Genomic DNA, 14,801 nt, shown 5'->3' with positions numbered 1-14,801 from the left:
CCCTCAGACCTCTTCCAGCCCGTCCAGCAGGCCGGGGGACATCTCTTCCCAGAAGGCGGCGATGCGGATGGCGTTCAGCGGCGACATCCAGCCGTGCTTTTCGAAATCCTCGCGCATGCGCGCATCGGACAGCTGCGCCAGGAACAGCCGCTTGTCGGCATCGCGCTGGGTGGGCGTGCGGGCCTTGACCGCGTCCAGGATGCGGCGCAGCCGCTCGGCCCGCGGGTTGGGGGCCGCCTCCCCTGCCCGCTCGGCCGCCGCGCCGAAATTCCCCTCCAGCGCCGCGGTCAGGTAGCCGAGCTTGCTTTTGACGTTCTTGCGCGTCTCGACATAATCCAGCTTTTCCAGCACCTGCTCTTCGCCATGCGCCGAAAGCCATTGCCGCGCCAGCCGGTCGCTGACCCCCAGGCCGCGCAGCCGGGCATAGACCGCGCCGTGCCGCATCCCCTCGCCGTCGTCCATGTCCAGGATCGCCAGCTGCGGATTTTCCTTGATGCGAAAGCGGATCTCCGTCACCACCCTGCCCTGCTTGCGCGTCTCGGGCGTGACCAGGATGTTGCTGGTGCGGTTCACCTCGTCCACGGCGGGCTTGATGACCTTGGCGTTCAGGTGCTTGAAGGTCTCGTAATAGGCCGAGCCCTCGACCCCCATCAGCCGCCGGAACAGGTCCAAGGGCCACCAGCCGGTCGAGCCGGTCCTGACGAAGCGATAGCAGTTCTCGTAAAGCGCCAGCGCGTGCCCGCTGGTGAAGCGGCGCTGGATGTTCAGGTTGATCAGCGCAAAGACCTTGGGATCGTGCAGCTTTTCCGCCAGGGCCGGGGAATAGGCGTATTCGCAGATCCCGCCCTTCAGCTTGGCATAGCTGAGCAGGCTGCTGACCCCCCATTCCTGCTGGCCCTTTTCGTCCAGCATGTCCCATTCGGCGACCGTCTCGGCCAGGCCGCGCAGCGACTGCTTCAGCGTGTCCATGTCGTTGCTGTTGTAGCCGATCATCAGGCACAGCGTGCGCGCGTCGATCTGGTGGCGCGCGCGGCTGATCAGCGTGTCATAGGCGTTGAGCAGCAGCACGTTCGACAGCTTGCGCTGCAGCAGCGTCAGCTTGCCCGAGACATGGATCGCCGCCACGTGCTTCTTGACCGCCCCCCGGCGCAGCGCGCCCGAAAGCTGGTCGCGAGGAATATCCCCCATCGCCCTGCCCTTCTTGTCGTTGCGCCGATTATGCCCGATCAGGTACCTCGCGACAACCGCCATCCGGGTTCCCATGATCCGGGAAATCCCATCCCGCAGATGGGTGCCTTTGCCGCGCCCGGCCCGGAAAGGCACCCGTTTACGGGGCGCAGGAGTCACGCTCCGGGGCGAAAAAGGGCCGAAAACCGCACCTTCGGGCCGATACCGCAGGCGGAAACCCCCATTCCCGCGAATCGGTGCCCCACCCCCCGGAATCGGGCACCCTTCGTCCCGCAAACAGGTGCCTATGAACCTGTAAACGGGTGCCGGAACGGGTCTATCTTCATGAAATTGCGCCGGTTTCTTTCCCCTAAAGATTCTAAAGACCTGAAAGGAATCCAAACTTTACGCTGCTGCTTTTCCTGATTTTGGGGGAATTTCGTTGCGAAACCTCGCAGAACGATTCACTTGCGCAGAAGGATGTGTAATAGTTTCGCCAAAACATCCAACGAAGCAGCACATCGCAGAGGTAGCGGCATGTCTTCAGGCAAAGACCCCCTTCCCCCCTATTTCAACATCAGCCCGGCCAGGGCGGCCGAGCGTCTGTCGGAGCCTATCGACACCGCCCGATTCGCGAAAGCCGCCGCCTTCGCCGCCAAGGGCCGCCAAGATCTGGCCGAGCGCGGCTATGCCCCCGACGGTCGCAAGCGCCTGCGCCGCTTTTCCACCTGGGAGGTCTGCCGCTACCTGATCCCGGTGGCCCCGGCGCATTTCCGCCGCGTGCTGCTCAAGAACCCCGACCTGCCGCAGGGCCAGGGCGAGGGCAATTCGAAATGGTTCAGCCTCGACGACGTGCTGCGCCTGCGCGACCATTTCGCGACCGAGGGCGCGGCCGGCCGGGAATACCGCCCTTGGCGCCCCGAGGGCCTGCCGGCCAAGACCATCGCCGTGGCCAATTTCAAGGGCGGCGTCGGCAAGACCTCGACCGCCGCGCATCTGGCCATGTCGGCGGCGCTCGACGGCTACAAGGTGCTGGTGATCGACCTGGACAGCCAGGGCAGCATGACCTCGATCATGGGCGGCAAGGTGGCCGACGAATGGTCCACCGCCTTCCCCCTGCTGGCCAAGGACTACGCCCTGGCGCTCCAGGACGAGAACCGGGTGCGCGAGGCGGCGGGCCAAAGCCCCCTGCCCTTCGACGAGACCCTGACCGAGGCGCTGACCCTCTCGGCCCCGGACCTGATCCAGAAGACGCATTGGCCCAACATCGACCTGCTCGGCGCGCAGCTGAACCTCTACTGGGCCGAGTTCCAGGTGCCGGTCTGGCGCATGGGCCTGCGCGGCTGGCCGCTGTGGGATGCGCTTGGCAATGCGCTGGCCAACGACGGCATCCTGGACAGCTATGACATCATCATCCTCGATACCCCGCCGGCGCTTGGCTACCTGACCATCAACGCGCTGGCGGCGGCCGACATCCTGCTGGTGCCGCTGGGCGCCTCGTTCCTGGAATTCGATTCGACCGGGCGCTTCTTCGACATGCTCTATTCGACCTTCGCCAGCGTCGAGGAAGGCGAGAACGCCGCCCGCCGTCGCGACGGCCTGCCCGAGATGCGCTTTGAATGGGACGCGGTGCGGGCCATCATCACCCGCTTCGACGCGGCGCAGCAGACTGACCTCGCGAACGTCATCCAGGCCTATTTCGGCGATTTCATGACCACCTATCGCCAGGAGCTGACCGCCATGGTCGGCCAGGCCGGCGAACAGGTGAACGGCATCTACGAGGCCGATTACCGCGAGTTCAACCGCGAGACCTATGTCCGCGGCCGCGAGACATTCGACCGCACCTGGGCCGAGGTGAAGGAGTTGATCCTGGGCACCTGGTGGCGCGATCTTCAGATGCAGAAGGCCGAAGAGGCCGCACAGGCGAAGGAGCAGGCGCATGGCTAAGCGCAGAAGGCTGGAAACCCCCAGCAGCGCCGATCTGGACCGGATCGAGGCGCAGTTTCGCAGCGAAACCTTCGAGCGTCCCGCCCTGGGCCGCGGCATCGCCCCCCCCATCGCCCAGGTCGCCGCCGACAGCGCCGCCCTGTCCAGCGCCGAAAGCGTGGAGGGCCGCGCCGCCCGCGCCAGGGCCGATGCCGATGCCGCGCGGCTGCATGACGCGCAAGAGCGGGGGCTGCTGATCGTCGAGCTGCCGATCGAGCAGATCGACGAGGGCGCGATGATCCGCGACCGCATGGTGATGAGCGAAGAGGACATGCAGGAACTGCGCCTGTCCATCGCCGCGCATGGGCTGCGTCTGCCGATCGAGGTCTTCGAGATCGACAGGCCCGAAGGGCAGGGGCCGCGCTACGGGCTGCTGTCCGGCTATCGCCGGCTGCATGCGGTGCGGGCGCTTCACGAGCTGACCCAGGCCGAGAAGCACGCCACGATCCGCGCCCTGATCCGCCCCCGCACCGAGACCGACGAGGCCTTCGTCGCCATGGTCGAGGAGAACGAGGTCCGCGAGGAACTGAGCCATTTCGAACGCGGCCGCATCGCCGTGATCGCCGCGAACCAGGGCGCCTTCGCCAATACCGAGGATGCGGTGAACAAGCTCTTCGCCACCGGGTCCAAGGCCAAGCGCTCCAAGGTGCGCTCGTTCGCGCTGATCTTCGAGGAACTGGGCGACATGCTGCGCTTTCCCGAGGCGCTGACCGAAAGGCGCGGCCTGCGCCTGGCGACTGCCTTGCGCAACGGTGCCGAAGCCCGGCTGCGGCAGTCCCTGTCCGTGCGCATTCCGGGCGACGCCGACGAGGAATGGGCCCTGATCGAGCCGGTGCTGCAATCGCTGGAGAGCAATCGCAGCGAGCTGGGCCGGGCCGGCCGCCCGCGTTCCAACGCCCCGCGGCAAGGCTGGAGCGACGCCATGACCCGGCGGACCCAGGGCGGCGTCGAAATCCGCTGGGGCAGGGACGGCAAGGCGCATATCCTGAGGCTGGAGGGCGACCAGCTGGACGACGACCTGATGGAGCGCCTGGTCCGCGAGATCCAGGCGCTGCTGGACGGGTAGCGGTTTCGCAGCGAAACCCCGAGGATGAGCCCAAATGTCGGGACCGTCAGGGCGCGATGACGGCCCGACCTTATTGCCAAACCCTGCCGATAGAGGTAGCAATAAGGGAAGGCCGGTCCTGGCTGTGGCTCGACTCCAAGCGGCCCGGTCGCGGGCGGATGGGCCGGCGAGTTCCAGGCTGTCCAAGGCGGTATCCGGCTTGGCGCGGCAGGTGCCCTGGAGCAGGGCAGGGGGCATCGCTTGGCGGGAAATGGGTGGGATGGCCCCCTCTGCTGTTATCCGCAAAATCTCGATCATATGCGGATCATTCTGATAACTGGCTGATTTCATTGTGGCCGAGATGGGCGCGCGCTGATTGCCTGAGTGCCTCCAGACGGCCGGAAACGCGCAATGGCGGGTGCCTTTGGGCCGCGGAAAGGGCAGGGGGCGGGGGGCGGCAGATCGGGGGCGGAGAAGTCTTGATGGCGCCGATGCGGGATGGGCCTGCGGAAGCTGGTCGGGCGGAACCGGCGAGCCGGCGATCCCCGGCCTATCGCCCTAGCCGCGGCGTGGAGTTCGATGAATGGCTGCGGGTTGAGTAACCGGAAGGCTGCACTTTCTGCCCGAACATTGGACCGTCGGGACGGTCGGCAATCCCCGGCCTTGGCGCTGTGCCTGCCGCGTGGAGTTCGGCGAATGGCTGCGGGCAGCGTGACCCGAAAGGCAGCGCTTCCTTCCCGGATATTGGATCGCCGGCACGTCCGGCAATCCTGGCCCTGTCGCCGTGCCTGTCGCATGGGGTGCGGGGGATGGCTGCGGGCAGAATGATCGGAAGGCTGTACTTCCGCCCGGACATTGGACCGCCGGGACGGCCGAGGCCGTGGACAAGCCGAGGCCGCGAGGTTGCGCGACGCGGCCCATGGCGGCCCGGCTGGTGCGATGGGCGCATCGCGATGCGCCCATGGCCGCGTCAGAGCCGCTCGGGCCGCGGGTCGGCCGTGAAGCCCTCGGCATTGGGCATGCGCACCTGCGGCAGGGTTTCGCGGTCCAGCACCGCCGTTTCGTCCAGGATCCCGGCGCGGCCCAGGATATAGGCGCTGATCGCATAGACCTGGTCCGGTGTCAGCGAGCCCGGCGCATCCATCGGCATCGCCCGGTGGATGTAGTCGTAGAGCGTGCTGGCATGGGCCAGGTAGCTCTCGACCGTCTTGAGGGGCTTGTCGCCGGCCAGCGTGTCGCGGCCGCCGATCAGCGCCGGCCCGCCGGTCTCGGGGATGCCCTCCAGGTTCTCGCCGTGGCAGGCCACGCAACGCTCGTCGTAAAGCGCCTTGCCCTCGGCATAGCTGCCCCGGCCGTCGGGAAGGCCCTGGCCGTCGGGCGTCGCATCGATGTCGATCGCGGCGATCTCTTCCGCCGTCGCGGGCCGGCCGATGCCGAAATCCGCATCGAGCCCCGGTGTCCCGGCTGCCTCGTCCGCGACCACGGGCGAGGGCGGCGTGGGCTCGCCGCTGTCGGGCAGTTCGGCCGGAAGCGGCGCGACGCTGCGGGGCGCGGCGGCGTCCTGCGCCAGGCCGGCCAGCGGGAACAGCGCCATGGCCAGCGCAAGGGCGCTGCCGAGCGGAGATTGCCTAGGCGTGAACATTGGACACCTCGCCATTCTGCGCAATGCGCCAGCTTTGGATCGCATTCAGGTGATAGACCGACCTGGTGCCCCGCGCCTGGACCAGCTCGGCCAGGGTCGGCTGGCGATAGCCGGTCTCGTCGGTGCAGCGGCTTTGCAGCGCCGTCTCGGTCCCGTCCCAGACCCAGGGCAGGCGGAAGCGGGTGTGGCACTTGTCCAGCACCGGCTCTTGCAGGGCGGCCTTGGCCCAGGTCTTGCCGCCGTCGGCCGAGACCTCGACCTCGGCGATCCGGCCGCGGCCCGACCAGGCCAGGCCGGTGATCTCGTAAAAGCCCGGACGCGGCAGCTGCATCGCGCCCGAGGGAAAGGTGATGACCGATTTCGCATCCATGGTCAGGGTGAACTGCCGGGCGGTGCCGTCGGGCAGCAGGTCGGTGTATTTCAGCGTCTCCTCGCGCGTCATGAAGGGCTTGTCGCCGACCTCGAGCCGGCGCAGCCACTTGATCTGGGTGTTGCCCTCGTAGCCGGGCAGCAGCAGGCGCAGCGGATAGCCCTGCTCGGGGCGCAGCGCCTCGCCGTTCTGCGCATAGGCCAGGATGGCGTCGTCCATCGCCTTGTCGATGGGGATCGAGCGGGTCATGACCGCCGCATCCGCGCCCTCGGCCAGGATCCAGGCGGCGCCGTCCTGCACGCCCGCCTCGGCCAGCACGGTCGAAAGCCGCACCCCGGTCCATTCCGAGGTCGAGGTCAGCCCATGCGTGCCCTGCACGGTCCTGAGCGTGGGCTTTTCCCATTCCGTCAGCCCGTTTCCGGAACATTCGATGAACATGATCCGGCTGGCCGAGGGCATCCGCTTCAGGTCGTCCATGGTCAGGCGCAGCGGCTTGTCCACCATGCCGTGCAGGATCAGGGCGTGGCGCTGGGGGTCGATATTGGGGATGCCGCCGTGGTGGCGTTCGAAATGCAGGCCCGAGGGGGTGATGATCCCCTGGCCCGAGGCCAGCGGGGTCATCGACCAGCTGGAATCCAGGCTGGCGGTCGGATAGCGCCAGCGGATCTCGTTCTCGAATTGCGACCGCGAGCCGTAGCCGCCGTCGTCCAGGATCACCCGGCCCTGTTCCCTGGTCGGGTCGGGCTGCACCGGATATTCGATGGCGCCGGGCGGGGCTTCGGCGCGGGCGGGACGGGCGACCAGCGCGCCGCCCAGAAGCGCGCCGCCCAGCAGCATCCCGCGCCGGCTGAGGCCGGGAAACATCCCCTGCCGGCAAGCGCAATCCTCGGCTGGCCGGGGATGCAGGATGCGGTTCTCGAGGGCCACGAGCGCCTGGGCCATGCGCCTTTCGGCCGGGCCATAGCGTTCGGATGAGAATGGCAGATCTGGCATTGCGTTTCCTCCCTGTGGTTTCGCATTCGCTGGATTGATGCCGTGGCGCCGCGTCCTGTTCGTCGCGCCGGGTCCGATGATAGCATCAAATCGCCCGCCGCGCGTCCTTTGGCGGCGACTCGCCTTGTGATTGCAAACGGGCGCCGGGCTTCGCCGATAATTCGGCCCCGCGCCGGGTTATTTGCAAAAACCACGAATGCAGCAGGAAGGGGTTTGCATTATCGGAAAGGTCATCCGGGCTGGCCTAATAATATACCCGCCCGGACGATTATGACTTTGGGGGAAATCCAAAACGTGTTATGCATGCAAGATATTGGTTAAACATTACGTGCGGAGTGGGATGATGGCATCAACCAACATCCAGGGACGTTCTGTTGATTCCGTATCCAGCGAGAATGCGACGATCAGCCTTGGCGGCGGTCAAGACGGCTCGCAAGGCTTCTTTCTTCTGGATCATAATCTTGGAACGGTAAAGGCTGTTTTGTTCCTGGTCAGGGACCAGCCGTTCAAATTGCAGATCAATTCCTCGGGGCCGCGTGGTTTCATGGCTTGGCTGGAAATGGCCGACAATGAAGGCCAGGGCACCGAAATCACCAGCAGGATCGTCAATATCGCGCATAATTTCGATCCTTCCAGGCTGGATGTCGCCGGGAATGTCCTTTTGGATCGCTGGAACGACAGCGATCGGGCGCTGGTCCCGGTTTCCAGGGACAAGGTCCGTTTCAATGATCGCGTCAGTCCCGATTTGCGCAAGATCCTGACCTTGAAAATAGCGCCGCTGACGGATTTCGAGGCCGGGGGTATCCGGTGGAGTTCCGACCGGCCCCGCTGCGACGCGCAGCGCTTTGGCGAGCTTGCCGCGCTGATGGCGACCTATGCGCCGGGAAAGATCCTGGAGGATTTTGCGCCCGAGAAACTGCCCGACATCTTGGCGGCGCTTCGCGAGCTGAAAAGCACCGACGACATCGGCTCGGTGCCGGCCACGTTCACCAGTTCCGGCCGGGCGGTCGAGCAGATCTCACAGCGGGAGGTGGATGAAACCTCGGATCTGTTCGGGGTTTCGTCCGATTTCTCGCAACCGGGACGGCCGCAGGCGGCGCCGCCTGCGGGAAACGGGTCCGGCCCGCCGCCGCCGGAGCCTGCGCTTGCCATCACCCCCGCCCCGGCCGGAACCGGGCTTGATCCCGGTTTTGGCTATCTTGCCCATGGTCCGGCCCTGCCGGGAACCGCCATGCCCATACCGATCAAGCCTTTGAAGGATTTGAACGCCTTTGCTGAAAAGCTCGATCTGAAGATCGTGACATTGGGATCGGCGGAAGCCCTGGCAGAGGCGCGCAGGAAATTCGCATCGGGTTAGGGTGATTACGAACCATTAGCCGAGGTGTTTCATGATTAGCTTCATCCTCAGGTCACGCGACGGAACGTCGCGAACGGATGCCGCTGCCGACAAGGCAAGCCTTGCGGATTTGCGCAAGCTTTTCGTCTCGACCGACGAAATGGACGAGTTCGACCAATTTCGCACCGGCCAAAGCGCCGATGCCCTGGCGCTGGTGCCGCAGGACCGCGAGGCCGCGACGCCCATCGCCGACAATATGGTGGTCGAGATCGTTCCCATTCGCCGGCAGATCAAGTTCAAGGACCGCAGGGGCAAGGAACACAAGGTCTATGTCCGCGCCGATGAAACCCTGGCGCAATTCAGGACGCAGAATGCCGCGCTGGTCGATAAGGACGATGTTTTCCGAATCTCCGGGACGGATGTGGACAAGGCGGCCGAGGCCACGGCCTATCTGCGGCGCGTTGACGAGCTTTCCGTCAAGCGCGAGGCCGAGCCGGCGGTTCCCAAGAAGTTCAAGCTTCTTTACCTGGAGGACGGCGAAAAGCCGCGCCAGGTCGACTGGCCCGATGGCGGCGAGAACAAGACGCTTGGCCAATTGCGCGATTTCCTGAAAGGCTGCGACGGCATTCCCGCGGGCCGCCCGTTCCTTGATTCCTCCGGCAAGCCGATCGCCGAGGATATGGAGCCCTACGAGATCGTCGGGCGGCTGGGAAAGCCCGACGAAAAGCTGGGGCTGCTGCGGTTTCGATTCGAAAGCCCGCGCAAGCGCGGCGCCGCCACGCCTGCAGGCGGCTCCTCGGGGTCGACCCCGCCAAAGCCGAAAAGCGAAACCGGCGGCGGCGCCCAGCCAGGGCTGATCCAGACCGAGGACATGCTGCAACAAGTCCTGGGCCGGCCCACTGCCCCGACCGGCGCGCCGCAGGACGTTTTCGACAATATGGATGGCGGCGAGCGGCAAATCATCCTGAATGCCCTGCGCCATCTTCACGGCCTGCGTTTCGTGCCGATGCCGGATGGCAGTTTCGACCTGGACCGGCCGCCGCGCCCGGCCCTGGACGACGAGGAGGCGGCGGTTTTCCTGACTGTCGCGCGGCCGATCCGCTCGACCCGGTTTTCGGCTTCGGCGACGCAAAGCCGGACGCTGGACGCCATTGCCTCTTCGCTGTCCTGGAATGCCGGTAGCGATTTCGGCGTCGAGGGCAAGGCCGCGAGCCTTTCGATCAAGAGCGATTATTCCGAAACCAAGACGAGCGATCACAAGGAAGCCAGCGCGGCGCTGCATATGCGGATCGAATATCTGGTGGCCAGAGCCGAGATCGTGATCGATCCGCGCAATGCGATCCTGTGCAAGCCGCTTTATGACGAGGTGAACGCATTGGCCAATGCCATGCCGGAAACGCCCGAGGAAAGGGCAGGGGCGCTTGCCGCCATCCTGGACAGCTATGGGACGCATTTTCCGCTGCGCACGATCATCGGCGGCAAGCTTATCTATCGCCAGGACCGCGAGGCGAAAGCGGGCGAGGACGTGCAGACCCTGGTGCGCGCCTTTTCCACCGAGGTGCAGGGTTCCTACAAGGCGGTGACGGCCAGCGCCCATGGCGGTTTCAAATCGGAAACCTCGTCGAAATCGGTTTCGGAGGAAGCCTTTCAGAATATCGAAGTCACCAGCGCCGGTGGCAATCCGGCCCTGGCGCTTGATCCCTATGGATGGGCGACGACGCTGAGCCATGCGGGATGGTGGAGCGTCATTTCTTTCGCCGATGTGGTGCCGCTGCTTTTCCTGCTGCCCGAGGCGCTGAAAAAGCCGATCATCGGCATTTTCCTGGAAGGCAAGATCGAGGGAAAGCTGCGCTCGCCGATAAACTGGCAGAAATACCGCACGCAGCTGCTTCACCATATCGCGACGATGGATCCCGATTCGGAAGAGCTGAGGATCGCGGACCCTGCCGCAGCCGGGCATCCCCAGGAAAAACCGGCGGAAACCAGGAAAGAAGAGCCGGCCGAGGAACAGGGCGACGATCTTACCATCGGCTCGTGACCGGCCGCCATCCCGTTCATTCATATCGACGTGGTTGATTAGGAAGGGAGCAAGATCATGGATATAGAAAAATTCAGCCTGCGGAATGGCGGCGGTTTCGTCGCCAAGCTTCATGTGGTTGCGGCGCCGCCCGACGGCGGCAGCAGCCAGACCTATGAGGAGAACAGCGATATTCCCCTGGGCCAGGAAAAGACCGTGGACCTGGGATCGCTCAAGATCCCCGAGGGCTCGCGGGTGAAGCTCAAGGCTTTCGTCGTCTGGGGCAATGACAACGTGGCCGAGCAGGCTTTCATCTATCGCAAGGGGACGAACAAGACGGCCAGGTATTCCATTACCGGGACGACGCTTGACAACCAGCTTGGCCTGATCGGCGTGCAATGATCATGCGCCGGCGGAAAACGGCGCCGGGCGGCCCGGTTTCCGCCGGCGTGCCATCCGTGCGTTTGCACGACTATTCTTATCGTGGAGGATGTGGCAATGCCATGGAGTCATCAAGCCAATCTGGACATGCAGGAAATCAAGCGTCTGACCGACGCCGATGATTCGGAAATGGAGCAGCTCATGGCCAGCATGGGGCAATGGGCGCGGGCCAATCTGAACGGCCGCCATTTCATTCCCTTCGGCCGGTTCCGGGATCACGGCGTTTCATTCGTCGTGGAGAATGGCGAAATCATGAGCGCGCAATATGGCGACACGCTGTAGCGGGGTCGTGGATCCCTAGGCGCGTTTCGCATTCGGGCCCCGTCGGGGCTGGGACCGGGCCGCCGGCCATTGCGGCGGCCCGGTCGTTTCGCGCGGCCGTTCAGGTCCGCGAGTCGTCTTCACCGGATTGCGGGTTTTCGCTTTCCAGCACCGAGCGGGTGATGCGCCAGCCGTTCAGGTGATGCGCGCGCAGCACCTCGCGCAGCAGCGGCCCCTGGCGCTGCTTGAGCGCGTCCAGGATCTGCTCGTGTTCATAGACGGCGCGGGCCCAGCGTTCGGGAACCCGGTTGCCGGCATAGCGGAACCGGCGGATCCGGCTGCTTTCGCCATGATAGATGCGGGTCAGGTTGGGATTGCCGGCGCAATCGACGATCTTCTGGTGGATCGTCTGGTTGATGTGGAAATACTGCATCAGCTCGCCCGCGCGGTAATTGGCGACCATGTCCAGGTGCAGCCGTTCGATCTCGGCGATCTGGGCCGGGGTGGCGCGTTCGCAGGCGCGTTCGGCGCCGACGCTTTCCAGGCCGATCAGCACCTCGATCGCCAGCTCGACGTCCTCATGCGAGATCTTGATGACCGTGGCGCCGCGGTTCGGCTCGATCATGACCAGCCCCTCGCTTTCGAGGATCTTGAACGCCTCGCGCAGCGGGGTGCGGGACACGCCGAGCTGTTCGGTCAGCACGCGTTCGTTGATGCGCTGGCCGTGGGGAAGCGCCCCCGAAACGATCAGGTCGCGAATGTGGCTGGCGACGAATGCCGAGCGTTGCCCCCGTGGCCATTCGGTCTGGCTGTCCAAGAGATCCTCCCCATGTTGCATGCAATATAGGGGGAAATCCCGCCGTTGTGAAGATTTCTGTTGACTCCGCACATGGATTGCACGCAAATCAGCCAAGATTGGCGGAGGATACGGCAAATCCAAGGGATTGAAGCGGGTGCGAGGCCCGGCATGCTGCGGTATTGCATGCAATGCTGTGGCGGATCTCGTGCCCCGTGCGCCCGGAATGCAATTCCGGGGGCGGTCCCTGCTTGCCGTCCGGCCTCCGCAAGGCAAACAGGACCAGGCGCGGCATGAACTATCATCTTCACTTTCGGACGGACCGGCAGCCGGTCGAGACCTGCGTGATCGGCACCGGCGGTTTCGGCCGCAGCTTTCTGGCCCAGGGCCTGCGCGTCCCGATGATGAACGTGCGCGTCGGCGTCGATACCAGCGCGCAGCGCGTGGCCGAGGCGATGCGGGCCGTGGGTATCCCGGCCGGGAAGATCCGCATCTGCGCCTCGGCCGAGGAGGCGGGCGCCGCCTGGCAGGCCGGCGACTATATCGCCGCCGAGGACGTGGCGCATCTGCTGGACCTGCCGCTGGAGGTCTTTGTCGAGGCGACCGGCCACCCCGAGGCGGGCGCGCGCCATGCCCGGCTGGCCATCGAGGCGGGCCGCCATGTCGCCCTGGTGTCGAAAGAGGTCGACAGCGTCGTCGGCCCCGGCCTGGCGGCGCTGGCCGAGCGCAAGGGCTGCGTGGTCACGCCGGTGGACGGCGACCAGCCCAGCCTGCTGATCGACCTGATCACATGGGCCGAGACGTTGGGCTTCGAGATCGTCGCGGCCGGCAAGTCGAGCGAATACGATTTCGTCTACGATGCCGCCGCCGGGACGCTGGCCAGCAACGGCCGCACCGTCGAGGCGCCGGAGTTCGGCCGCTGGAGCGAGCTCGGCCTGCGCGACGTGGCCGAGGTGGTGGCCGGCCGCGCCGCCGCCGCCGCGATGCTGCCGCAGCGCGCGGTGCCCGACCTGTGCGAGCTGTCGGTCGTGGCCAACGCCACCGGCTACGGCGTCGATGCGCCGGCACTCCACGCCCCCATCGCCCGGATCACCGAGGTGCCCAGCATCCTGTGCGAGCGGGCGAAGGGCGGGGTGATGGGCGCGACCGGAAAGCTGGACGTGTTCCATTGCCTGCGCGCGCCCGGCGAGGTCAGCTTTGCAGGCGGCGTCTTCGTCATCCTGCGCTGCAACGACGCCGAAACCTGGGACATGCTGAAGGAAAAGGGCCATGTCGTGGCGCGCACCGGCGACGTGGCGATGATCTTCAACCCGCGCCACCTGCTGGGCCTGGAAGCCGCCACTAGCATCCTGGAGGCGGGGCTGATCGGCCGCGGCACCGGCGGGGTCGAGCCCGCGCATCACGTCGACCTGGTGGCTTTCGCCAACCGCGACCTGGCGGCGGGCGAGGTGCTGGCCATGGGCGGCCACCATCATTCCATCGACGGGGTGGATGCGCATCTGATACCCGCATCCGCGCTGAGCGACGAAAGCCCCGCGCCCTTCTATCTGGCTTCGAACCAGCGGCTGCGCCGGCCGGTTGCCGCGGGCAGCTATATCCGCATGGGCGATCTGGACCATCGGACGAATTCCGAGCTGATGGCGCTGCGCGCCATCCAGGACGGCCATTTCCATCGACGCTGAGCGCGTCTGAAAAAGTTCAAGGAGGAGAGAAAGCCATGACCATCACCACCCGCCGCAGCCTGCTGAAAGGCGCGGGCGTCGTCGCCGCCGGCGCCGCCCTGTCGTTTCCCATGCCCTGGACCGCGCGCGCGGCCTCGTCGGTGAAGCTGCGCTTCGGCCACCCCCATCCCGACAGCGACAGCTGGCAGGAGGTCGCCCTGTGGATGGCCGAGACCGTCAAGGATAAGACCGGCGGCGCGATCACCATCGAGGTGTTTGCGAACGGCATCCTGGGCAGCGACCAGACGATGATCAACGCCGTGCGCGGCGGCTCGATCGACATGATGATCACCGGCAATCCCTTTTTCACCGGCCTTGCGCCGCAGCTGAACGTGCTGGACCTGCCCTATCTGTTCAAGGACCGCGATCACGTGGCCGCGGTCCTGGACGGGGAGCTGGGGGACGAGCTGCGCGCGGGGCTGGAAGCCTCGGACCTGAAGGCGCTGGCGACCTGGGAAACCGGCTGGCGGAACGTGACCAACAGCCGCCGCCCCGTCCACCTGCCCGAAGACCTGAAGGGGCTGAAGCTGCGGACCACGCCGAACCAGGCCCATATCCGCGCCTTCGAGCTGCTGGGCGCCGTGCCGACGCCGATGGCCTTTACCGAGCTGTTCACCGCGCTGGAGATGCGTTCCATCGACGGGCAGGAAAACCCGACGACGCTGATCCTGAACTCGAACTTCTACGAGGTGCAGCAGCATATCTCGCTGACCCAGCACGCCTTCACCTCGTCGCCGCTGGTGATGACCAAGGCGACCTTCGACAAGCTTGCGCCCGAGCATCAGACGGTCCTGCTGGAAACCGCCCGCGAAGGGGCGAGGAAGCAGCGCCAGATGAACGCCGACCGCGAGGCGACCTCGCTGGCCGCGCTGAAGGATCACGGCATGGAGGCGGTCGAGGACATCGACCGCGAGGCGTTCCGCGCCATCGTCGCGGATACCGTCCTGGCCGAGTTCGTCGAGAAGTTCGGCGCCGAACTGCCCGGCCGCATCGCGGCCCTGGCCGCCTGAGCATCCGGGGGAAAGC

General features: G+C 65.8%; 12 protein-coding genes. 8 read left to right on the top strand and 4 right to left on the bottom strand.

All coding sequences use genetic code 11. The features are described from left to right. Positions 1–3: 3 nt before the first annotated feature. On the bottom strand, positions 4–1,188 hold the full coding sequence (locus KF941_RS25335; protein ID WP_083539075.1) for a replication initiation protein: 1,185 nt from the start codon (positions 1,186–1,188) through the stop codon (positions 4–6). A gap of 516 nt (positions 1,189–1,704) precedes the next feature. On the opposite strand from KF941_RS25335, the gene KF941_RS25330 reads away from it, so the two are divergent. Both KF941_RS25330 and KF941_RS25325 read left to right on the top strand, forming a co-directional pair. Next, positions 1,705–3,114 carry an AAA family ATPase gene (locus KF941_RS25330; protein ID WP_036750470.1) on the top strand — a complete coding sequence of 470 codons (1,410 nt, stop codon included), beginning with the start codon at positions 1,705–1,707 and terminating at the stop codon, positions 3,112–3,114. Next, positions 3,107–4,219 (top strand): ParB N-terminal domain-containing protein, encoded by a 1,113-nt coding sequence (locus tag KF941_RS25325; RefSeq protein ID WP_032491263.1) that lies wholly within the window; start codon positions 3,107–3,109, stop codon positions 4,217–4,219. Before KF941_RS25330 ends, KF941_RS25325 begins: the two co-directional genes overlap by 8 nt. Positions 4,220–5,168: 949 nt before the next feature. Here KF941_RS25325 and KF941_RS25320 read toward each other — a convergent pair. Both KF941_RS25320 and soxC read right to left on the bottom strand, forming a co-directional pair. Further along, positions 5,169–5,840 carry a cytochrome c gene (locus KF941_RS25320; RefSeq protein WP_181180879.1) on the bottom strand — a complete coding sequence of 224 codons (672 nt, stop codon included), beginning with the start codon at positions 5,838–5,840 and terminating at the stop codon, positions 5,169–5,171. Next, a complete protein-coding gene (gene soxC / locus KF941_RS25315; RefSeq protein ID WP_240540621.1) occupies positions 5,827–7,203 on the bottom strand; it encodes a sulfite dehydrogenase in 1,377 nt (458 codons plus the stop codon). The genes KF941_RS25320 and soxC overlap by 14 nt, the downstream gene beginning before the upstream one ends. A gap of 340 nt (positions 7,204–7,543) precedes the next feature. Here soxC and KF941_RS25310 point away from each other — a divergent pair, with 340 nt between their 5' ends. The 4 genes from KF941_RS25310 (at position 7,544) to KF941_RS25295 (ending at position 11,279) form a co-directional block, all read left to right on the top strand. Beyond that, entirely contained in the window at positions 7,544–8,560 is a 1,017-nt protein-coding gene (locus KF941_RS25310; protein ID WP_140848127.1) for a hypothetical protein, read from the top strand. Between the two features lie 31 nt (positions 8,561–8,591). Continuing rightward, a complete protein-coding gene (locus KF941_RS25305) occupies positions 8,592–10,577 on the top strand; it encodes an MAC/perforin domain-containing protein (RefSeq protein ID WP_214274938.1) in 1,986 nt (661 codons plus the stop codon). Positions 10,578–10,634: 57 nt separating this feature from the next. Continuing rightward, a complete protein-coding gene (locus KF941_RS25300) occupies positions 10,635–10,958 on the top strand; it encodes a hypothetical protein (protein ID WP_036750461.1) in 324 nt (107 codons plus the stop codon). Positions 10,959–11,084: 126 nt separating this feature from the next. Further along, entirely contained in the window at positions 11,085–11,279 is a 195-nt protein-coding gene (locus KF941_RS25295; protein ID WP_036750459.1) for a hypothetical protein, read from the top strand. 100 nt (positions 11,280–11,379) lie between these two features. Here KF941_RS25295 and KF941_RS25290 read toward each other — a convergent pair whose 3' ends face one another. Beyond that, positions 11,380–12,075 (bottom strand): GntR family transcriptional regulator, encoded by a 696-nt coding sequence (locus tag KF941_RS25290; RefSeq protein WP_240540620.1) that lies wholly within the window; start codon positions 12,073–12,075, stop codon positions 11,380–11,382. A 272-nt stretch (positions 12,076–12,347) separates the two neighbouring features. Here KF941_RS25290 and KF941_RS25285 point away from each other — a divergent pair, with 272 nt between their 5' ends. Together KF941_RS25285 and KF941_RS25280 are read left to right on the top strand one after the other, a co-directional pair. Further along, positions 12,348–13,736: an SAF domain-containing protein gene (locus KF941_RS25285; RefSeq protein ID WP_214274936.1), complete on the top strand. Its 1,389-nt coding sequence runs from the start codon at positions 12,348–12,350 to the stop codon at positions 13,734–13,736. A gap of 35 nt (positions 13,737–13,771) precedes the next feature. Beyond that, positions 13,772–14,785 carry a TRAP transporter substrate-binding protein gene (locus KF941_RS25280; RefSeq protein ID WP_214274935.1) on the top strand — a complete coding sequence of 338 codons (1,014 nt, stop codon included), beginning with the start codon at positions 13,772–13,774 and terminating at the stop codon, positions 14,783–14,785. Positions 14,786–14,801: the final 16 nt, after the last annotated feature.

Origin of the sequence: Paracoccus sp. pheM1, assembly GCF_018499825.1 — a bacterium.
Classification (GTDB): Bacteria; Pseudomonadota; Alphaproteobacteria; order Rhodobacterales; family Rhodobacteraceae; genus Paracoccus; species Paracoccus versutus.
Note: the sequence above shows the minus strand (reverse complement) of the source record. Positions and strands in the feature narration are given on the sequence as shown.